This is a genomic window from Acetobacter oryzifermentans, from assembly GCF_001628715.1.
Taxonomy (GTDB): Bacteria; Pseudomonadota; Alphaproteobacteria; order Acetobacterales; family Acetobacteraceae; genus Acetobacter; species Acetobacter oryzifermentans.
The window spans coordinates 44843-68354 of record NZ_CP011121.1; the positions used below are offsets into that span (position 1 = coordinate 44843).

The following is a 23512-nucleotide window of genomic DNA, read 5'->3' on the forward strand; positions in this document are numbered from 1 at the left end:
ACATATGTGCATACACGCAAGGAGGCTTTGTATGTCTGCTGTTACATTCCGGGTAGATGAAACGCTGAAGGCAGCCGCAGTTAAGAAGTTGTCGGCTCAAGGCATTTCACTTTCTGACGCACTGCGCGATACGCTCGCGTATATTGCTGAAACGGGTCGCTCTCCCGTCAAGCGGAGGCTTGTCACAGACGAGGATGCGGAGCTTATCGAGATTGTGCGCGAACGCCTAAAAAACCCTGCCCAAAAGCATCGTATGACTTTTGCAGAGCTTAAGAACCGTCATCGCGAATGAAAGAGTATTGTCTTGAATTCGACGACAGAGCACTCAGAGAGTGGGATGCTCTTGACGGCAGCGTGCGTAAGAAATTTGAAAAGAAGCTGGAAAAGCTGATCTGGAACCCTCACTCTCCAGGAAACGAACTGCATCGCGACCTATCAGGGTTTTATAAGATCAAGCTTCTGAAAGATGGTTACCGCCTTGTTTATCAGGTCATCGACGAACGGATCGTCATCTATGTAATTGCCGTTGGCCGGAGAGCCGATAATGAGATTTATGAACTGGCTTCGAAGCGAACGGAGTGAATTTACTTTCTTGGTAGAAAGTCAGCTCCCGCCTCATGTCGGTCATACAGTTGGTCAAATCGCTTTCCGTATAGCAGACATGACCATTACAAATTCCACTTGCCATCGAGGTGGCTATAAAGATGTCGGCAGCGTCGAGAGAGCGATCGGAGATAGTCGCATGCTTCACTACCTAAATTCTTAAAATGGATGAAGCAGATTTTTCAGCGGGCGATATCCGCATCATACAGGCGATGGCTGACTTCCAAATGGCCCTCAGCGCGCTCGACTTCGTTTCAGAGGTCAGTCCTGATGAACCGATTTCGCGGATCGAGCGTCGGCGCCTACGATGCTTTGAGGACGCCGCTGTCGTCGCATACTGGCGACCATTTTCCTACTCAAATGGGCTGCCAAAGCTCACGCTGGAGACGTTGGGCATCACGGCTACCACCGAGCAGTTGACCCTCCACGAGCGGCTGAAGGAGAGGCGTAACAAAGTCATTGCTCACACGGATGTCGATCGTATGCGCCTTGTGCTCAGCACATTCAGAGTGTCTGAAGATTCAGAAATCATGATGCCTCAATATAATTTCGACGATGCGCTAGAATTCTACCCGAACCTAGATACATTAATCATGTGGATACGCATCCTACATCAGGCCGCTACCAGAGCGATTTTCAAGCGCGTGCAAGGGCGGCGAGAGATTCATTTCAAGCGCGACCACACCGACCAAGGTTAGCCGAAGGCCCCTCTCTCACCGCTTTTGCAGACCGGCGGCTTTCGCGTAACGATGCCCCAAAGCCGACCTTCAGTTTACCCCCCAAACCAGCCCGTAGCGCTCCAGCAGATCGTCAATCTCCGTTCCGTGCGTCAGATGCCGGATCAGCCCCGACGCCGGTACCTTCTCTCCGTCCCGCAGTTCCGCTGCCGCCTGTAGCAGCATCCGGACATCGAAAATGCCGCCCGACACTTCCGGCACAGCCCGCCTGACGCCACACAGCGTATAGACCGCCTCCATCGCCGTGCGGACGGAATATTCCGTGGTGAAGACCGTATCGCGTGGCGTTTCGGTGAACTGCCCCAGAAAGGCCAGGTTGACGCTTCCATCCGGCACCACGTTCGGCCGGTCCGCCGGTGCGCGCGGCATGAACTGCGCCGTGATGAACGGCATCATGCACGGACGCGTCGTCGCCCCTGTCGCTGCCATATCGTCGATCTGGTCCATCGGCACGCCCATATGGAACAGCCACTCACGGGTGATTTCCTCCCCCGTGCAGTCCTGCATGGGCTTTTTCACGTAATCACCCGGCACGTCACTGAACAGACCATAGAGCCAGGCCACCACCTGACTTTCGGGCTGCCCTTTGAAATGGGGCTGACGGCTGACCACCCAGCTCATCAGCCAGGATGAATCGGCAATCGTGACCGGGCCACCCGTGATGATTTTCCCAGAAAACGGATCACGCCCCGTAATCCGCTTTACAAGCTCAGGAATCCGCGCATCCCGGGTCGTAACGGTTGCCGACAGCCAGCGGGATTTTGTTGTATCGCCACAGAAAACATCCGGGTTGCCGAATGCGGAATCCTGCGCTGCGATATTCCGCCAGAGCTGCCAGATGCTCCCCTCTTCGATAGCCGTGTCAATCGGCGCAGGTGTATGATGGTCGCCCCAGCGCGAATTCTCCACCATGGAACCGTTGGTCACGAACACCAGTTCCTCTGGCCCAAGATCAACACCGGCGGACGCGCCATTGTCCAGCCAGTCGAGATGGGTCGCAACTTTCTTTCCGCCAGAAACATCAACAGCAACATTTGTCACCTTCACGCCATGACGGAACACGACGCCCTGATCGGCAAGCCATGTGGCCAGTGGTTGGCTCAGGGATTCCTGTTGGTTGTATCTGGTGAACTTCAGCGTATGCAGATCCTTCAGTCCGAGAATCTGATGCACGAACCGTGCGAGGTAACGCTTCATCTCAATAGCGCTGTGCCAGGTCTCGAACGCAAACATCGACCGCCAGAACAGCCAGAAGTTCGAAGCCATGAAATCGCCGGACAGCACATCCGCGATCGTCTTTCCCGCCAGTTCGTCCTCATCGGTCAGAATGAGGGTAATGATCTCGCGTCGCGCCTTTCCCGTGAGCGTCAGCCTGTCACGATCAGCGAGGGGCTGCCCTTGATTACACATGGCGCGGATCGGACTGGTGGATGGATCGGCCTGATTGACCTGCCAGACCTCATCCAGCACCGATGCGCCGGGAATTTCCAGAGACGGAATGGAACGGTACAGATCCCACAGACACTGGAACTGCTCTTCCATCTCCCGACCGCCGCGGATCAGCCAGCCGGTCTCCGCATTCCCCGCTCCGTCCAGCGCGCCGCCGTCGCTGTCCGAGGCTTCAAGAATGGTGATGGCTGAAGGCGTCATGCCTGCATCCCGGATCAGGAACGCCGCCGCCGCCATGCCCGCCAGTCCTCCGCCCACGATCCACGCTGACCATCCTGCCATATCCTGTGGCGCAGGGGGTTGGACAAAAGCCTCATAATTGCTGTGGGCATATCTCATGGCGCGTGTCCTTTTCCGGAAAAGGGCCGATGGCGGGCGGCATTGCTATTCATACGACCCCCAATGACCCGATCTGTCCTTGCGATGTATCAAGTGCTGTAAACAGGAATACCTCTCCCCGCAAGAGGGGACCGGTGCCGGTTTATGCTCCACCACAGGCTCATGCGACAGCGCGCCCGGCAGGGAAAGGCAGGCCAGAAGCCCCGCCAGAACCAGAAGAAACAGACCGGACCACCAGCCATACAGAAAGGCGCCGGCCACGCCGCCCAGCGTGAAGGACAGCACGATGGCGGCATGCAGACCCAGGCGTTCGCGCGTACCGGTCCGTCGGGCCGGGTCAACCGGATGGAAAAACCCTTCCAGCCAGTCCGCCAGTTCCAGCCCCACATCGGTGAGCATTCCTGTCATATGGGTGGTGCGGACACGCGCCCCGGAAATGCGTGTGACCGTGGCGTTCTGGAGCCCCATGAGGAAACTCAGCCCGTAGGCCAGCACCGGATCCCGTGGCTGGGCCGAAAACAGAAAATCCACAGCCCCCAGAAGCCCAAGCAGGCAGGCTTCCAGCAGAATGCTCCGTGCGTAGATCGACGGCAGGTTGTGGCGACGGCCCGCATTGACCAGCAGCGCGGACAGCACCGCGCCGGCGACGAAGGCCAGTATCAGACCGCAGCAGGACAGGACCAGTTCCATGCGCCCTTCATGCAGGCCACTCGCCAGTGCGGAGACATTGCCTGTCATATTGGCCGAATAATAGCCTACGGCCAGAACCCCGGCAGCGTTCACTGCACCGGCGATGGCCGCCAGCGTACAGCCCAGACGCCTGTCGATGCTGGCGTTGCGCTCCGAGCCCTCGTGAACAAGCACCTGTGCCTCCCGTCGTGACTGACCGCATGAGGGGGGACTCCGTGTTTATCGGTTTCCCCGGACAGCGATCTTTTTTATGAGCGGGATGGTAACAGCCCGCCCTCTTTCGACAAAGCGTCCTGTTTTCAATTTCTTAGGACGATATCTTCCCGGATTGTGAATTGCCACAGATGTGGCGCGATACGCTGCTCCGAAAGATGAATGTTGACTCCCCACACCAATAAAGAACAAATAAGGAACATAAAATCAGGAAATTTGCCTGCACAAGGAACACCGAGCCGTGACATGACTGCTGAAACCCAGAAAAAACCTGGCCTGGAGACGCTTCGGGCGGCGATCAGCCGTCTCGAAGGTCACAGCGACCGGCGCCGCAAGGTGCTGCCCTTTGGCGTACGCGAGATCGACAGTCGTCTGCCGGGAGGCGGTCTGGCGCTGGGCGCGCTGCACGAGGTGGCGGGCGGCGGCAACGATGCGCTGCACAGTGCGGCCGCCGGTCAGTTCTGCGCCGGGATCGCGGCCCGCACGCGCGGTAAGGTGCTCTGGATCGTCACCCGTCAGGATGTGTTCGCCCCTTCCCTGAAACAGGTCGGGCTATCCGCACGGCGGACCATTTTTGTCGAGGCAGGCTCGGACGTCGATGTGCTGGCCTGTTTCGAGGAGGGGCTGCGGCATGGTGGCCTCGGGGCCGTGGTCGCCGAGGTGGCGCGTCTGTCCATGACGGCCTCACGTCGCCTGCAACTGGCGGCCGAAACGTCCGGCTCTCTTGGCATCGCCATCCGACGCTGGCGACGGCAGACGGATGCGGCGGATTTCGGCCAGCCCACTGCCAGTGTGACCCGCTGGCGGGTCTCCGTCCTGCCATCCGTGCCGCTGCCGGTACCCGGCGTGGGAAGACCACGCTGGTTGCTGGAACTCATCTGGACTTGTAACGGTTTTGTGCCGGTCAGGAAGTGCTTATGCCACTCTTGCTTCAAAAGCGAGTGGGCTGATACCGCCCAGATATGAATGGCGTCGACGTGGATTGTAGAAACCATTGATATACTGGAAGATGGCGGTGGTAGCCTGACGGCGGGTTGGCCAGTTCTGTCTCCAGAGCCACTCCGCCTTCAGGCTTTTGAAAAATGTTTCGACGGCAGCGTTGTCAAAACAGTTTCCCTTTCCGGACATTGAAGCCAGCAGCCCATGGGCCAGCAGCTTTTTCTGGAAATCATGGGAGCCATACTGGCTGCCACGATCGGAGTGGAAAATGCAGCCGGGCGCCGGGTTACGCAGCCTTACCGCCATATCCAAGGCACGGATGGCCAGATCCTTTTTCATTCGATCGCTCGCGGCCCACCCGATTACGCGACGACTGAACAGATCGATGACGACAGCGAGGTAGAGCCAGCCCTCGGCAGTCCAGATATAACTGATATCTCCCGCCCATTTCCGGTTGGGGCCTTCAGCAAGGAAATTACCGTCCAGAAGGTTGGCCGCAATGTCAGACTGGTGGTGGCTGTCGGTCGTCATCTTGTGGCGACGGGTGCGCACGGGCCGGATCCCGTTGGCCTTCATGAGGCGGCCAACGCGACGTTCCCCGACATCAAGCCCGGCTTCCCTGAGTTCCATGGTCATGCGCGGCCGTCCGTAGGACCCGTTGCTCAGGGCAAAATGCTCACGGATATGCGTCAGCACCTTCAGATCGGTACGTTGGCGCTGGCAGGCCGGTCGGGATGTCCAGGCCCGGTACCCCCGTGCAGAGACCCGCAAGACCTGGCACAGCCTCTCGATTGGCCATTCATGCCGATGTCCGTGGATGAAGGCGAACCTCATGGCTTTTGTCTCGCGAAGAACTGGGTAGCTTTTTTTAGGATTTCCCTCTCCTCCCGTAAAATCCGGTTCTCCAGGCGAAGACGTTCATTCTCGCGGGCCAGATCAGCCTGAGGCCCTGATGCCGGCTCGTCCGGACGATAATTCACTATCCATTTCGCCAGAGTGGATTTGCCAATACCCAGATCGGCCGCAACACGCGTGCGTGACAACCCACTGCTCAACGCAATCCTTACGGCCTCGCGCTTGAAATCTTCCGTATGCTTCATGGTTCCGTCGGTCTCCTGATACGAGCTTAAAACGCTCAGATGACCGGCACAAAACCGTTACAAGTCCATTCTCGTGCTGGGCCAGAACGACAAGCAGGGAATGTTTAAATTCAAGGGCAATAATGACGGTAAAGATCGCACCAAAAATTTCCTGAAAGATCTCCTGCTTGATGGGATCGATCCCGATGTCAACGATCAGATGCCAGACCGCGCTGATCAGATGAACTGTCGCTATGGCAGTGACAAGCATGATGAGGGCAATCAGTATCAGAATAATGGCCTGTTCAAAGCGTTCATAGAATGTCAGACCATTAAACAGCCTGACCAGACGCGACCAATCCCTGCTGTGCCAGGAACGTTTCATGGAGATTTCTTCCATAACCGTTTTCCCATCAGATAATTGATATAGTTTTAAGTGTTTGGCTTTTCTTTCAATAATCTTGAGCGTCCTCACTCAGGACATGAACCGGACCACGATCGCTTATTGACTATTTGAGTTACCTCTCTTTTTCTTACGAGAAGAGACTACGCTAACGGCTAATGTCGACTTCAGATGCAGATAAATTACCTGTTGATCCTGACAAGGAGAAACTCGCCGAACCTCTGGATCCGGCTGATATGGGCACCGATTTCCATGCAGTCCCATGTGCTCTCCTAAGGGGTTGACTACCCCTCAAGCCGCACTTTCTCTCAGGAAACGATAATGATGGCTCTATCATTCCCAATGAATTCGATACAAAATCGTAATTATTCCAATATTGTCGGAGCGCTACGAGGTTAAGCAAATGGATTATGCTCGACATCTCCCTTTCCCTCTATCTTGAATACAATATTCCGAAACACGGGGCCTTTTATGGAAGGCCCAGCAGCCCTCTCGTTTTAATAAAAACCCAGACGAAAACGGCATCTTTGAGATAGGATGTACGTTTACGTTTTACGCCGCTATCGATGTCGACGCGGAAATCTCACAGAAGGGTTGTACATCGGGTTAGATTATGAAAAAGTCTGTTTTGTAGAAAAGAAATTTCCATAATCATCAAGAAAACCCGATGCAGACAGAGTGTAGCGCAGGCGCGTATGAGTTTCCAGCCTCCTGTGGACGGCGTGTTGTGGCCCGTTTTGACGGGGGGTGCATGAGTTCGGATGGGGGCGTCATTCTGGTGAAGCAGGCTGATGACATTCTGGGTCTCAGCCGCCGCTTTGCTGCCTGTTTTCGCGATAAGCGGCATCCTGCCTTTGTGGAATACCGGGTTGAAGACCTTGTCCGTCAGCGGATCATGGGCCTGGCACTGGGCTATGAAGATCTCAATGATCACGATGCCCTGCGGCATGACCTGATCTTTGGTCTGGCCTCGGGCCGTCTGTCAGGAGGCCGGGCAAACTGCGCAGCATTGGCTGGCAAATCTACACTGAACCGGTTGGAGCGCAGTGGGCACAAGGCAGATCGTTACTGTCGGATCATTGCTGATCATGAGGCCCTGGCGACCCTGTTCGTCACGCTCTTTCTGGACCAGCATGAGCGCGCACCCGCCCGCATCGTTCTGGATGTGGATGCCACCGATGACCGTATCCATGGCCATCAGGAAGGCCGTGCCTTTCATGGGTATTACGGCCATAACTGCTATCTGCCGCTATACATCTTTTGCGGGGATCATCTCCTCAGCGCTACCCTGCGCACGGCAGACAGGGACCCGGGGAAGGAAGCACTGGCAGACATCCGCCGGATCGTGGAGCAGATCAGGAGCCGTTGGCCCCGGGTGCGTATCCTGGTGCGTGGGGACAGCGGTTTCGCCCGGGACAGTCTGATGACATGGTGCGAAGACAACCACGTTGACTTCCTGTTCGGGCTTGCAGGCAACACCCGCCTGTATGACCGGATTGCCTCTTTGTCCGCTGAGGTTCGTGACGAAGCCGCCACGACAGGCAGAGCTGCGCGCGGTTTCGCCTCCTTTGACTGGATCACAAAGGACAGCTGGACGCGCCGCAGGCGGGTCGTGGCCAAGGCCGAATGGCGCCACGGCAACCGCTATCATCGCTTCATTGTCACCACGCTACCGCAGGGAATGTCCGACCCCCGCCATCTCTACGAACAGATTTACTGCGCACGCGGGGATATGGAAAACCGCATCAAGGAATGCCAGATGGATCTGTTCTCAGACAGGACCTCGTCCCACACCATCCGGGCCAACCAGCTCCGGCTGTGGTTCTCGGCCGCAGCCTATGTCCTGCTGATCGCTCTGCAAAGACTGGCCCTTGGCCAGACCAGCCTGGAGACGGCGACCTGTGGCACCATACGCGCACGACTGCTCAAAATCGCGACACGTGTAACGCTCAGCGTCCGTCGGATTGTCCTGTCCATGCCGGACATGTTCCCCTGTCAGCATGAATTCGCCCTCGCTCATGCACGATTGCGAAGGCTCCGGCAGGCCATCTGAAGAAACAGACAGTGCACAGACCACATAGCTTCCACCAACACTGCCTTCTCAGGCCGTGACACCCTCACTGCGTTCAGAACCCGCCGCCAGAAGCACAATATCGTCAATATTCCAGATCGGGCTCCTGTGGGATGACTGAATTCTACAAAATAACCCGAAATTGCCTCAAGTGTGAGAAATCAGCGTCGATCGCGCGTTTTTTGCAGATAATGGCAAACGGAACGCAAAATCAGAAGCCAGAGGATCGCACCCAGCTGGGGCAAGTTTACCCCTCTGGACGAGACTTGCCAGCAAGGCACGAAGTCTAGTCCCAAGGACGCCGGTATAGGTCTGGAGTGATGTCAGAGTTACGCCCCGTCCATCATGGCCCAGACGGCGAAACAAGGAGATGACACGCTCTTCCAGCACATCATCACCAAAGATGGGACATGTTATCATCACACGCCTCCATCCAATCGGTTGCGCCTTTTCCGAGAAACCGTACGCAGAAAGCAGCGATAGCGTAAATAGAGTCTTTTCAGTTTCGACATCCATATCCTCCTATTAAAGCAACATGGATCTCAATCGTTTAGCTCAGGACGCTTAAGGTCAGACCCGAAGGCGTCTGACACACCTAAGATTGGAAGGGATTTTTCCCTCGTCAAGTGGTCCAAAGATATAGAAATTTCCTCATTATACGGGTGATGGAGCAACCTAGGAATATCAAGGGTATCGCAGGCTATCGGATGAAGAGACAAGAAACTGTTTGAACAGATTTTCTGAATCTCAAAGTTTCAGAGAGAACTTCGAAAACAAGTTTACTTCTGGTCTAATCTCCCAAGATCATTAGAATAACGAGTCATGCTTGATACCCTGCATATAACTGGCTCCTGGCCGGTTTTACGTTCTTATGTTCTTGAGCAGGTAGATCGTCTGACCTGCCAACGTCTGAATGATCCCCAGGCCTCAATTGATGTTTTGCGGCCTATTCTCTCGACGGCACATTTTTCCCCACCGCTTCCTGTGCTGATCGCCGGCAGTGCACTTCCCGATGGATCCTTCCTGCCAGATACCGAATTGCCCCGCCATGCGGAACATGCCGCCGCTGCAGGAGAAGCTGTCAAGGCGACCTTTCCTACTTTGCCTTCTGGCTATCAGATCGAACTGGCGTTGGAAATTGACTGCGAAAAGCTGGCGTTCGTTGCCACATTGGTGTCATCCAAGATCAGCAGTAACAGTGGCCCACGAGCCGAGAAAGAAGACACTTCAAAGATTCTGCCTCCCGCACCTATCGGGCAGGCTCCAGCCAACGTAACACGCTGGTTTTCAGCATTGTGCGAAATCGATATACCAGAGCACGATGGGCGGCTTGAAACATCGCAAGCAGCTGTGGGAGCATTCGTGCAACATGGCAAGTCCGCAAATACGCGGCGCGCCTATCGTTCAGCTATTAAGGGATGGTGTGCCTGGACAAACCGTCATGGTCTCCCTGCCCTGCCCGCACGCAGCACAGATGTGGCGACCTATCTCGCAGATCTTGCGCTCCGTGGTCGCAAGCCGACGACGATCGAACTGCATCGTGCAGCACTTCGCTACCTCCATCACATCGCTCAACTTCCTATCCCGACTGCCCAGGCTTTGGTCACGGAAACAGTGGCTGGTATCCATCGATCTCCTGGCAAGGAAATGCCGCGGCAGGTCAAAGGTCTGACATGGGACATGATGTGCGAAGTGATTGATGCAATCCCGATGACCACATTGGTAGACGCACGCGATCGAGCAATCCTCCTGATCGGCTATGGTGGGGCGTTACGACGCTCGGAGTTGGCGTCTATTCGGCTTGAATACGTCACTCTGGATGATGACTGCATGCGGATTACGCTCCCTCAATCCAAGGGCGATAAGCAGAACAAGGGCACTGTGGTCGCCATTCCCCGTGGTATTACGCGCTTTTGTCCAGTTCGTGCGTGGGAGACGTGGTTACGGCTATCGGGTCTTAAACCGCGCAAGAAAACGGCAAACGACCATTCCACGACTGCGGCCTTTCCACGCATCTGGTCTCCTGCGGCCTCGAAACCAGGTGTGTCACCCCCTCTCCCGAAAATTGGCACACAAAGTCTCTCTGACTGGTCTGTGGCCAAGATCATCAAACAACGATGCCTTGCCGCCGGCCTCGAAGGAGACTTTAGCGGACATAGTCTGCGTCGTGGGGCCATCACGACGGGGGCGCAAGACAATTACGATCTGATGGCGCTCAAGCGTTTCTCGCGTCACCGGGATTACCGAGTCCTGGAAGCTTATATTGAGGATGATCAGGCCCTAACCCGACATCCAGGAAAAAGTCGGTTTTGAATCGATATAGGCTTAATTCTGCCTTTCCTAATCTCAAAAACGAAGAAAGGCCGTCGCCTGATATTTCAAAATTCAGATATCTAAAATCGATGCATGAAGAATTTTTACACTCACAGTAATTCCTGCTTTTTGGGAGCCGACTCGTATTGGAGGTAATTTGGACTCTCTCCACGGGTATAAAATATATCCGTGACCCTTCGGTTTCATTGGACTCTTTCCACGATGTCCAACTTTTATCAAGCGGACTTATCCACAATCTAGTTTACGCACCAAATCTTATCCTTTGGACTCTACCCGCGATAAGTTTGGACTCTCTCCACGATAATGGGCTTATCCCTTGGACTTTGCCCACACATAAACTAATAAAGAATCAAATAATAACAAATAGCTTTTGCGGACAGAGTCCAAAGAACCGTGGACAGAGTCCAAATTCCTTCTCGTGGACAAAGTCCAAATTGACGAACAAATTTTCCTTATGACATTGTTCAAGTATGGGACAGATTCATAGCTTACTAGACAGATTTGGCGTTGAAGAAATGCGGCGATTAGCCTCACTTGAGGATAAAACGCAACGTCTGTGTGTCGAAGCCGCTCATGAAGTAATGTCTGATGAAGATCAGGCTATTGGTATAGCTCATGCAGGATTTGCAATGGCCGCTTTACCACATAAAAAAATCTCAGAATCTATTTGGCGCCGCGAAGGAGGTTCAATTCAACTTCTAGTAGAAAGTGGCTTAGATAAAGAAAATAAAGCCGTAGGCGTGCCATTTGGCGCAATGGCTAGACTTATCCTTCTATATCTACAAACACAAGCTGTAAGAACCAGATCCAGAGAAGTCGAGCTCGGATCCAGCATGAATGCTTGGTTAAAAGCAATGGGTGTTTCAGTTGGTGGCAAAACCTATATTGCCGTCAGAGATCAAGCTAATCGTATTAGTCGATGCCGTTTGACGTTCACTAGAATAAATGCTGGTGCAGAAATTATAACTAACGGTGCGTTTGTCCGTGACGCCATCATGCCAGTTGAATCTGAAAATGGAAACCAACTATCATTTTGGAAAGAAGCCGTAAGACTAGATGAAGGCTTTTATGAGAGCCTTATTGAACATCCACTTCCTCTTCGTGAAATCGCAATTCGACAAATATCTAATAAATCTAAGGCTATCGATATTTATATCTGGTTGGCGTACAGATTACATGTACTTAACGATCCGCTTACTTTAAGTTGGAATACGTTAAAAAATCAGTTCGGCCCGGAATATAAAGAATTACGATATTTTAAAAAAGACATTGTTACTCCGCTTAAAATTGCTCTCTCAGTCTACCCGGAAGCTAAGGTACAAATGGACGATAAATATGGAATCATTCTTTATCCTTCTCCACCTCCAATTCCCGAAAAGCGAATTGGAAAGTAAATTTACATGTTAATAAGAAAAAATATATTAGTATTGCAGGAAGATTTTAGATTAACTACTTTTCGATAAGCGCAAATTAAAATTTTTGCAAACTTTGTGGACAGAGTCCAATCCTTATTACGAACGTAAATTTCTTACCGTAATAAGATCAATTTCTAAGAAACTTTCGTCACATCTAAACATTACCATTCATTTTTGAATTATTTTTGGACTCTGTCCACAATGAGGGATCAGCATTGGAAAGTCCATTATCCAATCCTCCGTTAACATACATTTTTTTAACCAGAAATCACAGGCATGACTATTTATCCGCATGCATCTTATCATAACGGGCTTTCCATAAAGATCAGCTTGCTCTTACTACCCATAATAGCGCACCGTTTCTCTTTTTCTCGAGAGAATTAGCCCTGCGGATCGCAAGAGAAAGCACAAAATCCTCGCAGTTCAAGTTGCTGCGCCAAAAACAGCCCGTAGTCCATCGAATGATATGTTAGAAACCTGAAATGAGAAGCCAGAAGCACTAAACTATAGTCTTGCTATCCCTCCAAATGTTAGTTTTTAACGAGTTTGTCACGATGATTACTCCTGTTAATTTAATGGGAAATACTCCGACATCAGTAAGACAATATTTGAATTCCCGCTACGACTTGTATGAATATGTATATGCTTACAAAACGTAGCGGATTCATCTAGAATTATGCTTTCTATTCGCAATAAATGAATGAGCTTATTAATCCTCATCAAGTAATGTTTGGATTTCTTTGAGACGAGTTCTTATCGCGATTAGCTGCTCAAGCATATGCCTTCGGGTAGATTTTAATCGCCGAGCCTCAGTAGATAATGCAGCAAAATCAACATGCGAAATATTCCGTTTGATTGATTTACGAAAAGCAATGATGGCTGACCTTGAAGTGTTTGGACCCACAAGACCTTGCGCGCGAGCAATATCGAGCTCTTCTGGTGCAAGTAGACTTAATTGATAGGCAGCACTATATGAGCCAGGCAAAGAAGTCTCATCAAGACGGCCGCTATCTACGACATGAGCAATGCGTCTAAATTGAGAAGCAACAGGTTCTGAAAACGGAAAAAATTCTTCGAAGCTTGATTTAAGTCGATTTTTTTCTTCTCGAGAAAAAAGTACGTTATCGAGCGTATTTAATGCCCGTCCAATCTCCAAAAATGAACGCGCAGCCCTTTCCCATGCAGCATTAACGGCTCGTTGAGTTTCAAGAATAACGCGAATACGTGCTTGATCATTTGCCAGTTCAGTGCCAGAAAAAACGCTACTGATAGTCTCTAAGGTTTCCGATGATACAATAGTTAATTCCCGTAACTCTTGGGGACGGGCATCGAATGCAGGCACTTCATCTGCATCCAAATCCTGTAGAGCTCGCAGAGAAACGCCCCGCCTTGAAGTTGCTTTGCTCATAAATCCAACTCCTGCTTTAGGTATGCCCACAACGCACCGAAAGCTTCAGCATTTTTCGGTTTACTTAGGTCCATCACTCCAAGCCCTTTACCATTTGCTAAAGATATTTCTTCAGCTTGTGATATTTCTATTGGGCAGACTGGACCTACATTCATTAATTTTGAACGAATAGTCGCGTAGGAACGCGCACGTATATTAGCTCGATTAATAATAAAAGCCGCTTTTACATCACTTTGTTTCAGATGTCGCATCCATGGAGCGACACTATCAAAGTCATCTTGGGTCTGTTGGCAAGGTACAAGAACGAAATCAGCCCCTTCACACAGTCCGAGAATCGCGGTCATATTAATTTCTATTGATGGCGGTGTATCAATAACAATAAAGTCAGCTGTAGAATTACGCGCTTCTTTCAATGCGCCTCGCCAGTCATCTAGCATTACGCGACGCACTGGAATTTCCGAGACGCCAGAGATTCCAGCTCTGACGCGTTCACGTCGCTCTGCCCAGGTGGCTAGAGTTGCTTGTTTATCCATATCAAGACCGAGTACATTTTTCCCTGCCCTTGAAGCTAAAACCAAGATATTTCGTGACAAGGACGACTTACCTACTCCTCCTTTGGGAGAAGATAGCATTATTATAGATTGTCGGTGATTGTTTTTTGGCCTTACCATTGTGACCTCAGATCATGAGATAAAAACACGCTAAAAACGTGTAACCTAATTGCAGTATACCCGCAAAACATAACGTAGGCAGATAGATATATCCAGAATTTTTACACCGTAAAAATTTTACGGCGTAAAATAATGCGGTCAAATATACCATACACCAGCCCTGAGCATGTGGCGCAAGTGGTTGGTGCTCGCCATGCTCGCCCGCTACGCGGTCTGTGCGTGGCTCCGCTCCCGGCGCAGAGCGCCGCACTTGCCCCACCCACTCCGGCCCGGTTGTCAGGAAAGTATCAAGGAGAAGGAATAAGGAGAGAGTAAACACTCCCAGTCCTGCACTTGATCCCGACCAACCCAGCAATCAGGCCCCCGACCCTCAGAAGAGGTGTCGGGCGAAGCCGTTTGAACGGAGTGTGTCATCATGTCCATGTCTGCCTCGCAACTCAATCTGTTCGATACTACAGTGCTGTCAGGTGAACTTGCAGCCCTCTGGTCTCTAGACGATGACCAGCCCATTCCCGAAGTCTGCATCCCCTCCCCTCACCCTTTCCGTATTCCACAGCGGGATTTTCGTCTAAATGGCGTACGTGGTCTGGCTCAAGGCTGGAAAGCGCGTGCAGAAGCAAATATCGCAGCGATCGCCCTGCTCGCGACACTTGAATGCGAGGATCGAAACGCCACTGAGGCAGAGCAGGACGTGCTTGCTCGTTTTACAGGTTTTGGTGCGGGTGAACTTGCCAACAACCTCTTCCCGCCGACAGGCAAAGAAGTGCGCAAGGGATGGGAAAGTCTTGCGTCAGAACTTGAACAGCTTACGACGGAGACTGAAAGGGCTGGCCTGCGGCGCGCCACGCAATATGCCCACTACACCCCGGAACTGATTGTTCACTCGCTGTGGGATATGGCTCAGCGTATGGGCTTTCGTGGCGGTTCGGTGCTTGAACCGGGTTGCGGAACCGGGGTCTTTATAGCCGCACGACCTGAAAAACTGGAAGGCAAGATAGCCTTCACAGGTATTGAAAATGACCCAATCTCTGCCCGCATAGCGCGCAAACTCTATCCAAACCAATGGATCCGCAGTGAGGATTTCACCCGAGCCCAGCTCCCACGGGGCTATGATCTGGCGATTGGTAACCCACCCTTTAGCAATCGCACGGTGCACGGTCGTGATGGGTTAGAGAAGCAGGGTCTCAGTCTTCATGACTTCTTCATTGCCCGCTCAATTGATGCTTTACGACCAGGGGGTATCGCCCTGTTCGTGACCTCCCGATACACGCTGGACAAAACGGATCCTAAGGCACGACGGATTATGGGCGAGAGCGCAGACCTGCTTGGCGCTGTGCGTTTACCTGAAGGCGCAATGCGTGACGATGCCGGGACAGATGTGGTGGTCGATATCCTGGCATTCCGCAAACGAGAAATGGGGGAAGAGCCGTCAAACGAGAGCTGGGTTGAAACTGCAGACATCCCAGACTCAGATGAGGGGAATGGTCCGCTCGTCATAAACCGGTATTTCCATGACCATCCCGAACAGGTGCTCGGCAGTCATATCTGGACGACAACGCAGTTTGGTCCCGATTACACATGCTCTGCCACCGCCGGCGCAGAACTAGACCTTCTTCTTCCGCAAGCCCTGAGCCGGATCGCGCCCAACGTTCATTTCCTGCAGCCGTTAGAGGCGCGTATTGCCAGACCAGCAGGTGAGGGCGTTACGGTTGGAACCGCGGCAAGTGGGGCGGACCTCAAGGAAGGAAGCTACTTTGTTGATCGGGGTGTGCTGCACCAGATTAGCGAGGGGCAGGCCCAGATCGTCCCGATCCGCAAGGCAGGCCAGGCAGAAGGAATTTTTGCCAAGCATGCTCGGATCATTCGTGCGCTGGTGCCCATCCGTGATGCCGCACGAAGTGTGTTGCGGGCGCAGATGCAGAACCTGCCTTACGGGTCGCAGCAGCGCACTCTGAAAACGGCGTACCAGAGTTTCGTGCGTGAATTTGGCCCCATCAATCATACCCGCACCACGCTGCGCGAGAACCCTGAAACTGGGAAAACACGCGAAACCCAGCGGCGTCCGAACCTGCAGCCCTTTCTGGATGATCCTGACGTCTGGCTGGTGGCTTCGATTGAGGAGTATGACGAGCGCACGGATACGGGTCGCATGGGGCCGATATTTTCAGAGCGTGTCATTCATGCACCGACAGAGCCTGAAATACACGGAGCCCATGACGCGCTGGCTGTGTCCCTGCATGAAACGGGTCGTGTGGATCTGCCTCTCATTGCCGAACTGCTGGGACGGAGTGAAGCCGATACGTTGGCTGAACTGGGTGAGAGCATTTACCTCGATCCGGAATGCAGCGCGCAGGGCAGGGACGTCTGGGTCACGTCTGATGAGATGCTCTCAGGTGCGGTGCGCACCAAACTGGCGCTCGCACGCGAGGCCGCACATCATGATCAGCGGTATGCACGCAATGTCAGCGCCCTTGAAGGTGTGCAGCCTGCTGATCTGCGTCCCTCTGAAATTACAGCCCGTCTGGGAGCACCGTGGTTGCCCGTCACGGACATTCAGGACTTCGTACAAGAGGTCATGGGGATTGAAACAACCGTTCGTCATACCCCGGAAGTGGCATGCTGGAGTATCAATCGTGCGCCGTTTCTGTCTCGCGCTGAAGCAACATCCGTCTGGGGCACGGAACGACGCAATGCAGCGGAACTTCTGGAAGACGCGCTCTCTCAGTCCATTCCCAAGATCTGGGATCATTGGCGCGATGAGAATGGCAACGAACGACGCGAACTCAATACACAGGAAACGGAAGCCGCCAAGGAAAAACTGGCGGCTATCAAGAGCGCGTTCGAAAAGTGGGTGTGGCAGGATCCCGACCGGTCTGACCGTCTCGTAAAGCTCTATAACGAGACTTACAACAATCTGGTGCCACGGGCCTTTGATGGCAGTCACCTGCGTATGCCTGGAGCGAGCAGCACGATTACCTTGCGTGCTCATCAGAAGCGCGTGGTGTGGCGGATTATTGCCTCAGGGCGCACCTACATGGCCCATGCTGTAGGGGCAGGAAAAACCTTTTCCATGGCGGCTGCCGTGATGGAGCAGAAACGCCTTGGACTGATCAGTAAGGCCGTTATCGTGGTTCCCGGCCACTGCCTTGCACAGATGGCGCGTGAATTTCTCATGCTCTATCCCACGGCGAGAATTCTCGTGGCGGACGAGACAAATTTCGTCAAAGCAAAACGTCAGCGTTTTATTGCCCGCGCAGCAACCGAAAACTGGGATGCGATCATCATAACCCATGACGCTTTCAAGTTTATTCCAGTTGAGGCGGGGTTTGAACGGGAGATGATTGAAGACCAGATTGCGTCATATGAGGCCATTCTGTCTGGCCTGGATGGCGATGACCGCATCTCCCGCAAGCGCATTGAACGCATGAAAGAAGGGATGGAGTCAAAACTGGAAGGATTGGCCGCCCAGAAAGATGATCTCCTTCATATGGGCGAAATGGGCATTGACCAGATCCTTGTCGATGAAGCCCAGCTCTTTCGGAAACTGTCCTACGCCACCAATCAGTCTGATCTGCGAGGTGTCGATCCCAATGGCTCTCAGCGTGCATGGGATCTGTTCGTGAAAACCCGTTACCTCGCGAAGACGGATCCAACACGTCCGCTGATTATGGCTTCAGGTTCGCCGATTACGAATACGATTGCCGAATTGTGGAATGTCGGGCGGTATATGGATCTGGATGCTCTTGTTGCGCGCAATCTGCATGAATTTGATGCGTGGGCCGCCAACTTTGGAGAAACACGCACCGAACTGGAGCTTCAGCCCAACGGTCTCTACAAACCGGTCACACGCTTTACCGAATTCGTCAATGTGGCCGATCTGATGGCCATGTATCGTGACTTTGCGGACGTCGTTCAGTCAGACGAGTTGGCACGATATGTCAAACTGCCCTCTGTTAAGGGCGGCAATAGACAGATTGTGGTGGCCGAAAGCACAGAAGACTTTCGGGCATTCCAGCAGACCCTTGCAGAACGGATGCGCGCGATTGAAGCCCGTTCAGGTCGTCCTCAGAAGGGGGACGACATCATTCTGAGTGTGATGAATGATGCCCGGCATGGCGCGATCGATCTGCGGTTTATCGCACCATGGGCGGATGATGACCCACATTCCAAGCTGAATGTGATGATCCGGAAGGTGTTTGAAATCTGGCAGGAAACATCTGCCAGTCGCTACACCAACCCCGAAACGGGCAGGGCCTATGATTTGCCGGGAGCGGTGCAGATGATCTTCTCCGATCTCGGCACGCAGGCCTCCCAGAGCAAGCGTGGGTTCTCGGCTTATAACTGGATCAGGTCAGAGCTGATCCGCATGGGGGTCCCGGCCGAGCAGATTGCCTTCATGCAGGATTACGACAAGGCGGCAGCCAAGCTGCGTCTGTTTGGTGATCTCAATGCAGGCCGCAAGCGTATCCTGATCGGTTCAACAGCCACAATGGGAACAGGGGTCAATGCCCAGCAGCGCCTGAAAGCCCTGCATCATCTCGACGTGCCCTGGCTTGTTGCCGATATCATGCAACGTGAAGGTCGGATTGTGCGTCAGGGCAACCAGCACGATGAAGTGGAAATCTACGCTTACGCCCAGCAGGGATCTGTAGACGCCACCAACTGGCAGCTGCTTGAACGCAAGATGCGTTTTATCGGTCTTGCGATGTCGGGAGATCGAACCATTCGCCGGATTGAGGATGTGGGCGGTGAAGGCAACCAGTTTGCAATGGCCAAGGCGCTGGCATCAGGTGACATGCGTCTGATACAGAAGGCTGGCCTGGAAGCCGATATTGCGCGTCTTGAGCGTTTGCAGGCCGCGCATTTCGATGATCAGTTCAATGTGCGTCGCCAGATCCAGAGAGCTGAACGCGACATCCAGACAGCGCAGACACGCATTCCGAAAATTGAGGCGGCAATAGGCCAGCGTGTGTCCACGAAAGGGGAGGCGTTTGCGCTGCACCGTGACACCACGGTGGTTGAGAGCCGTGAAAAAGCTGGGGCATGGATACTGTCGCAGGCGCGGCTTGCTGAACGGGAAGGCCGGACCGGGCAGTGGAGCATGGGTCGGATCGCCGGATTTGAAGTGATGTGCGAAGCTCATGAACAGCAGTTCAGAACGTCCGACAAGAGAAAACCAGAAGTAGTCTCCTCCATCTATCTGGATACACCTGCAGGAGAAATCGAGGTCGAGACGGATCGTGAGACCAAGCCTCTGGGACTGATTTCACGGATTGAGCACGCAGCCTTACGTCTGGACAGCGATCTGGCTGAAGCACGTCGCAGTCTGGATGAGGCACAGCGCCGACTGCCAGCTTATCGCGCACGCGAAGGACTGCCTTTTGCGGAAGCCGCGGACCTCAAAGCCAAATGTGCTGAGCTGTACGCACTGGATGCCGAGCTGGAAGCAGAAGGCAAGGAAGAGGGAACCGCACTGAAATTGGCCTCAGCCAATGATGATGCTGCTTCTGACGTTGGAGAGAAAATAGAGGAGATGGCCTGAGAAAAAAGGAAAACAGAAATCCGAAAAGGGAAGGGCGGGCCACAGGCCGCCCACCCGCCGCAAGGGTACGCCCCGTTCCGGGGCCTCGCTGACGCTCGCCCTTGCCCCGTGTGCGCGTCTGCGGCGGTGCCGAAGGTATGAGGTCAGAAAATTACACCTCATGACCCTGAAAGTGAGGAGCGTATCATGACGGAACTTCGCCGCGTCGATCCCAGAACACTCGTACCAAACCCGAACAATCCACGTAAGACCCAGCCAGATGCTCGTGCGGAACATCAGCTTGCGCTGAATATCAAGACAGTGGGCCTGATTCATGCGCCCTGCGTGCGGGAACTTGAGGATGGTCGGTTGATGATTGTCGCTGGTCACAGACGGGTGCGGGCCTGTATTGCTGCGAAACTGGACGAAATTGACGTGCATGTCCGTTCTGGTGATGAAAAAAGCGATACGATGGCCGCTGTTGCCGAGAACGTCGTGCGTGCCGACATGACGGAATCCGAACAATGGCGTGGTGTGCTGGATATGCGCGAGAAGGGCGCTACTGATACAGAAATCTGTCGGGCTTTTATGGTCACACCAGCCTATCTCCGTGGCCTGATGCTGTTATCCCAGATTCATCCGCCCATTATTGCGGCAATAGATGGTGGGATTGGCCCTTCCTATACGGAACGGAACGCAATTGCGCGCACGCCGCTGGAGCGCCAACGCGATGTCTGGGCAGAGATCTGGGCCGAAAGTGCGGATGAGGGTGTCGATCCAACTGATTATGAAATGAGCAGGGAAGAGTTTGCGCACTTCGACTGGGAAGATTTTGTCCGCTATCTCGATCAGGTCGAGTTATATGCCCGTGATTTTGAATTTGATGATGAGACGGCACAAGAGGCGGGCGTGGTCTGGGAAGAGGATCTGTTCGGGCAGGGTGGGCAGGACAATCGTTACTGCACCCAGTTCGCGGCGATCTTCAAGGCACAGCAGATATGGGCCGAAAAAAAGAAACCTGAAGGCTGCGTCTTCATTCCGGCCAACGAGTATGGAGAAGGGATTGTTCCCGAGGGACACCGGAGTGTTGGGTCATGGGAAATGGAGCAGGCAGATGATATCTCGACGATCTTATGTGGACGGCCGTTTAAGCGCAATACCTCACATTGTTCTCCCGATGTCATTTCTAAAACGTATTATTCTACCGGCTGGATGATGAATACCGATTTAACGTGAAGACCCGGTCAGATGCGCTCTTATGTCCGGCCTGTTTATGCGACTTTATGCGCTGGCCATCATGGGTGTGCGCTCACGTGTCAGGCACCAATCTGGTATCACGTGCTCAGGGGCACAGACGGTCGAACGGTATGGCCTGAACTGTTGCTGAATGACTGTCTTCCCATCACGTCGGTTCGTACATACTGCCGGATCTACCGGAGCAAGCTCCGGTGTCCATCGTTCTGCTGGTGCAGGTCAGCCTGCTGAAACACTGACACCAGCCGGACGATAGATCTCTTTACGTGACAACAACGCCCAGATGATACGAGCCATTTTATTGGCAAGTGCAACTGTTGCCAGACGCCTTGGACGACGCGCCATGAGTTCGCATAGCCACTGACCCGCAGCGCTATCCCACTTATGGGCACGATGAAGCATGGCCGTCGCACCAAGAACCAGCAACGTTCTTATCTGCCGATTGCCCGTTTTGGTAATCCTTCCCAGACGGGTTTTACCGCCGGTAGAATGCTGACGAGGCACAAGCCCCAGCCAGGCGGCAAAATGGCGCGCAGAGGCGAAAGAGCCAATATCCGCGACCGAGGCGACAATCAGAGAAGCCGTTATGGGACCGACCCCAGGGATGGTCATCAACCGACGCGCATCGTCATCGCTTTTTGCACGCGCCCGGATCTGCACTTCCAAAGCATCAATGCTCTGAGCGACCTTTTCATAATGCTCAAATAACAACATGGCACTCTGCTTCATGGCAGCAGGCAGGTCGGCTGATGTCTCTATTTTTGCCATCAGTTCTGGCAGATGGCGTGTGCCCAGAGGGGCTATCAGCCCGAACTCGGAAGCAAGAGCCCGTAACGCATTACTCAGCATGGTCTGCTGTTTGACCAGAAGAGCGCGGGCAGAATGCAGTGACAAGACACCTTGCTGCTCTTCGCTCTTGATCGGAACACACATCGTATCAGGATGAGTCGCCGCCATGCAGATCGCAGCCGCATCAACAGCGTCATTTTTCTTGCCTTTTTTGACAAATGATTTGACCCGATCAGGAGGAACCAGTCTGACATCATGACCAATCCTGCTGATCACCCGTGCCCAGTAATGAGCTGACCCGCAGGCTTCCAGAACAACTTCACATGGGTCAAGTTTTGCAAAAAATGCTGAAACTTCACTGCGACCAAGCTTGCGCTTGAAAACGCACTTTCCAATTGCGTCAGCCCCATGAGCCTGAAAAACGGATTTGGCAATATCAAGGCCAATTATGCTAGCTTTCATACGGGCGGTCTCCTCCTGATGGTCAGTGAACCTCCATCATGGCACATTGATGCCGCAGGGAGGCCGTCCACCCCATCTGGTAGTCTGCCCAAGCCGTCCTGGCTTGCAAAACCCGAGGCACTCTGGTCGCCGTGGAAATTGCAGGGTGAGGAACTGGTTGAAGGCAAGCAGGATGCGCTGCGCCTGACTCTGGACGATCAGGACCGGGCGGGGATTGATATCGTCAGTGACGGCGAACAGACGCGTCAGCATTTCGTCACGACATTTATCGAGCACCTCAGCGGTGTCGACTTTGAAAACCGTCAGACGGTTAAAATTCGCAACCGGTACGATGCGAGTGTGCCATCAGTTGTTGGCACTGTGACGCGCGAGATGCCGGTCTTTGTTGAGGATGCGAAATTTTTACGCACACTGACGAAGAAACCGATCAAATGGGCGTTGCCTGGTCCCATGACCATGATCGACACGCTTTATGACATTCACTACAAAAGCCGCGAAAAACTGGCGTGGGAATTTGCCAAGATCCTCAATCAGGAAGCGAGAGAGCTGGAAGCGGCTGGCGTCGATATCATCCAGTTCGATGAGCCGGCATTTAATGTTTTCTTTGATGAGGTGAATGATTGGGGTATCGCCGCATTGGAAAGAGCCATTGAAGGGCTGAAATGCGAAACCGCAGTCCATATCTGCTACGGCTATGGCATCAAAGCCAATATCGACTGGAAAAATGCTCTTGGGGAAGAGTGGCGTCAATATGAAGAGATTTTTCCCAAGCTGCAAAAATCTAATATCGATCTGATTTCACTGGAGTGTCAGAATTCCCGCGTCCCCATGGATCTGATCGAACTCATTAGTGGAAAAAAAGTGATGGTTGGCGCCATTGATGTGGCCACCAAAACCATCGAGACGCCCGAAAAAGTCGCTGATATTTTGCGCAAGGCACTCAAGTTTATCGATGCCGACAAACTTTATCCCTGCACCAATTGTGGGATGGCGCCTTTGCCGCGTGACGTGGCGCGAGGCAAGCTCAACGCTCTGGGTGCTGGTGCGGAAATCTTACGCAAGGAACTCTCGGTTTAGGAGGCTATCGGATTAGAACCGTGGCAGTTGAGGGTATGACTTTATAAAATGAATGGAA

The 23512-nt window shown here is 53.2% G+C and carries 18 protein-coding genes; 10 read left to right on the forward strand and 8 right to left on the reverse strand.

Annotated elements, in window-relative coordinates; translation table 11 throughout:
• Positions 1-31 precede the first annotated feature (31 nt).
• From WG31_RS13475 to WG31_RS13485, 3 genes are all read left to right on the forward strand, one after another.
• Complete coding sequence (locus WG31_RS13475; RefSeq protein WP_003618686.1) at positions 32-292, forward strand: type II toxin-antitoxin system RelB/DinJ family antitoxin; 261 nt, start codon at positions 32-34, stop codon at positions 290-292.
• Positions 289-582, forward strand: coding sequence for a type II toxin-antitoxin system RelE family toxin (locus WG31_RS13480; RefSeq protein ID WP_003618711.1), 294 nt, complete (start codon positions 289-291; stop codon positions 580-582). Before WG31_RS13475 ends, WG31_RS13480 begins: the two co-directional genes overlap by 4 nt.
• A 185-nt stretch (positions 583-767) precedes the next feature.
• Positions 768-1301: a hypothetical protein gene (locus WG31_RS13485; RefSeq protein ID WP_006117365.1), complete on the forward strand. Its 534-nt coding sequence runs from the start codon at positions 768-770 to the stop codon at positions 1299-1301.
• A 69-nt stretch (positions 1302-1370) separates the two neighbouring features.
• Here WG31_RS13485 and WG31_RS13490 read toward each other — a convergent pair whose 3' ends face one another.
• Positions 1371-3128: an oleate hydratase gene (locus tag WG31_RS13490; protein WP_006117366.1), complete on the reverse strand. Its 1758-nt coding sequence runs from the start codon at positions 3126-3128 to the stop codon at positions 1371-1373.
• Positions 3129-3173: 45 nt separating this feature from the next.
• Positions 3174-3992: a YoaK family protein gene (locus tag WG31_RS13495; protein ID WP_006117367.1), complete on the reverse strand. Its 819-nt coding sequence runs from the start codon at positions 3990-3992 to the stop codon at positions 3174-3176.
• Positions 3993-4277: 285 nt separating this feature from the next.
• On the opposite strand from WG31_RS13495, the gene WG31_RS13500 reads away from it, so the two are divergent.
• On the forward strand, positions 4278-4997 hold the full coding sequence (locus WG31_RS13500) for an ImuA family protein (protein ID WP_245191578.1): 720 nt from the start codon (positions 4278-4280) through the stop codon (positions 4995-4997).
• On the opposite strand, the gene WG31_RS13505 is transcribed toward WG31_RS13500, so the two are convergent.
• Together WG31_RS13505 and WG31_RS16115 are read right to left on the reverse strand one after the other, a co-directional pair.
• Positions 4947-6025 (reverse strand): IS3 family transposase gene (locus WG31_RS13505; RefSeq protein WP_245191579.1). Its coding sequence is split into 2 segments (ribosomal slippage): positions 4947-5842 and positions 5842-6025, totalling 1080 coding nucleotides; the frame shifts between segments, so codons are not numbered across the junction. The two genes, WG31_RS13500 and WG31_RS13505, sit on opposite strands and share 51 nt — an antisense overlap.
• Positions 5907-6449, reverse strand: a complete 543-nt coding sequence (locus WG31_RS16115) for a phosphate-starvation-inducible PsiE family protein (RefSeq protein ID WP_342446845.1) — start codon at positions 6447-6449, stop codon at positions 5907-5909. The genes WG31_RS13505 and WG31_RS16115 overlap by 119 nt, the downstream gene beginning before the upstream one ends.
• 670 nt (positions 6450-7119) lie before the next feature.
• On the opposite strand from WG31_RS16115, the gene WG31_RS13520 reads away from it, so the two are divergent.
• Positions 7120-8505 (forward strand): IS1380-like element IS1380A family transposase, encoded by a 1386-nt coding sequence (locus WG31_RS13520; protein WP_006115870.1) that lies wholly within the window; start codon positions 7120-7122, stop codon positions 8503-8505.
• A 165-nt stretch (positions 8506-8670) separates the two neighbouring features.
• On the opposite strand, the gene WG31_RS13525 is transcribed toward WG31_RS13520, so the two are convergent.
• On the reverse strand, positions 8671-8943 hold the full coding sequence (locus tag WG31_RS13525) for a hypothetical protein (RefSeq protein ID WP_063355028.1): 273 nt from the start codon (positions 8941-8943) through the stop codon (positions 8671-8673).
• Positions 8944-9345: 402 nt separating this feature from the next.
• Between WG31_RS13525 and WG31_RS13530 the strand changes: the two genes are divergently transcribed.
• Both WG31_RS13530 and WG31_RS13535 read left to right on the forward strand, forming a co-directional pair.
• Positions 9346-10836 (forward strand): tyrosine-type recombinase/integrase, encoded by a 1491-nt coding sequence (locus tag WG31_RS13530; RefSeq protein WP_006115745.1) that lies wholly within the window; start codon positions 9346-9348, stop codon positions 10834-10836.
• A 491-nt stretch (positions 10837-11327) separates the two neighbouring features.
• Positions 11328-12251: a replication protein RepA gene (locus tag WG31_RS13535; protein ID WP_006115744.1), complete on the forward strand. Its 924-nt coding sequence runs from the start codon at positions 11328-11330 to the stop codon at positions 12249-12251.
• 730 nt (positions 12252-12981) lie between these two features.
• On the opposite strand, the gene WG31_RS13540 is transcribed toward WG31_RS13535, so the two are convergent.
• On the reverse strand, positions 12982-13680 hold the full coding sequence (locus WG31_RS13540) for a hypothetical protein (RefSeq protein WP_019088965.1): 699 nt from the start codon (positions 13678-13680) through the stop codon (positions 12982-12984).
• Entirely contained in the window at positions 13677-14273 is a 597-nt protein-coding gene (locus WG31_RS13545; RefSeq protein ID WP_232517492.1) for a ParA family protein, read from the reverse strand. The genes WG31_RS13540 and WG31_RS13545 overlap by 4 nt, the downstream gene beginning before the upstream one ends.
• 493 nt (positions 14274-14766) lie before the next feature.
• Between WG31_RS13545 and WG31_RS13550 the strand changes: the two genes are divergently transcribed.
• A complete protein-coding gene (locus WG31_RS13550) occupies positions 14767-19893 on the forward strand; it encodes a DEAD/DEAH box helicase family protein (RefSeq protein WP_006115743.1) in 5127 nt (1708 codons plus the stop codon).
• Between the two features lie 186 nt (positions 19894-20079).
• Entirely contained in the window at positions 20080-21108 is a 1029-nt protein-coding gene (locus WG31_RS13555) for a ParB N-terminal domain-containing protein (RefSeq protein ID WP_006115742.1), read from the forward strand.
• 237 nt (positions 21109-21345) lie between these two features.
• Here WG31_RS13555 and WG31_RS13560 read toward each other — a convergent pair whose 3' ends face one another.
• Positions 21346-22377, reverse strand: coding sequence for an IS110 family RNA-guided transposase (locus tag WG31_RS13560; protein WP_010511145.1), 1032 nt, complete (start codon positions 22375-22377; stop codon positions 21346-21348).
• Between the two features lie 18 nt (positions 22378-22395).
• Between WG31_RS13560 and WG31_RS13565 the strand changes: the two genes are divergently transcribed.
• Positions 22396-23454, forward strand: a complete 1059-nt coding sequence (locus tag WG31_RS13565; RefSeq protein WP_100070283.1) for a methionine synthase — start codon at positions 22396-22398, stop codon at positions 23452-23454.
• Positions 23455-23512 lie beyond the last annotated feature (58 nt).

What these genes read in the sequence shown, in the direction of transcription:
- WG31_RS13475 (WP_003618686.1), top strand. Translation starts at nt 32, where the DNA reads ATGTCTGCTGTTACATTCCGGGTAGATGAAACGCTGAAGGCAGCCGCA.
- WG31_RS13480 (WP_003618711.1), top strand. Translation starts at nt 289, where the DNA reads ATGAAAGAGTATTGTCTTGAATTCGACGACAGAGCACTCAGAGAGTGG.
- WG31_RS13485 (WP_006117365.1), top strand. Translation starts at nt 768, where the DNA reads ATGGATGAAGCAGATTTTTCAGCGGGCGATATCCGCATCATACAGGCG.
- WG31_RS13490 (WP_006117366.1), bottom strand. Translation starts at nt 3,128, where the DNA reads ATGAGATATGCCCACAGCAATTATGAGGCTTTTGTCCAACCCCCTGCG.
- WG31_RS13500 (WP_245191578.1), top strand. Translation starts at nt 4,278, where the DNA reads ATGACTGCTGAAACCCAGAAAAAACCTGGCCTGGAGACGCTTCGGGCG.
- WG31_RS16115 (WP_342446845.1), bottom strand. Translation starts at nt 6,449, where the DNA reads ATGGAAGAAATCTCCATGAAACGTTCCTGGCACAGCAGGGATTGGTCG.
- WG31_RS13520 (WP_006115870.1), top strand. Translation starts at nt 7,120, where the DNA reads ATGCAGACAGAGTGTAGCGCAGGCGCGTATGAGTTTCCAGCCTCCTGT.
- WG31_RS13525 (WP_063355028.1), bottom strand. Translation starts at nt 8,943, where the DNA reads ATGATAACATGTCCCATCTTTGGTGATGATGTGCTGGAAGAGCGTGTC.
- WG31_RS13530 (WP_006115745.1), top strand. Translation starts at nt 9,346, where the DNA reads ATGCTTGATACCCTGCATATAACTGGCTCCTGGCCGGTTTTACGTTCT.
- WG31_RS13535 (WP_006115744.1), top strand. Translation starts at nt 11,328, where the DNA reads ATGGGACAGATTCATAGCTTACTAGACAGATTTGGCGTTGAAGAAATG.
- WG31_RS13540 (WP_019088965.1), bottom strand. Translation starts at nt 13,680, where the DNA reads ATGAGCAAAGCAACTTCAAGGCGGGGCGTTTCTCTGCGAGCTCTACAG.
- WG31_RS13550 (WP_006115743.1), top strand. Translation starts at nt 14,767, where the DNA reads ATGTCCATGTCTGCCTCGCAACTCAATCTGTTCGATACTACAGTGCTG.
- WG31_RS13555 (WP_006115742.1), top strand. Translation starts at nt 20,080, where the DNA reads ATGACGGAACTTCGCCGCGTCGATCCCAGAACACTCGTACCAAACCCG.
- WG31_RS13560 (WP_010511145.1), bottom strand. Translation starts at nt 22,377, where the DNA reads ATGAAAGCTAGCATAATTGGCCTTGATATTGCCAAATCCGTTTTTCAG.
- WG31_RS13565 (WP_100070283.1), top strand. Translation starts at nt 22,396, where the DNA reads ATGGTCAGTGAACCTCCATCATGGCACATTGATGCCGCAGGGAGGCCG.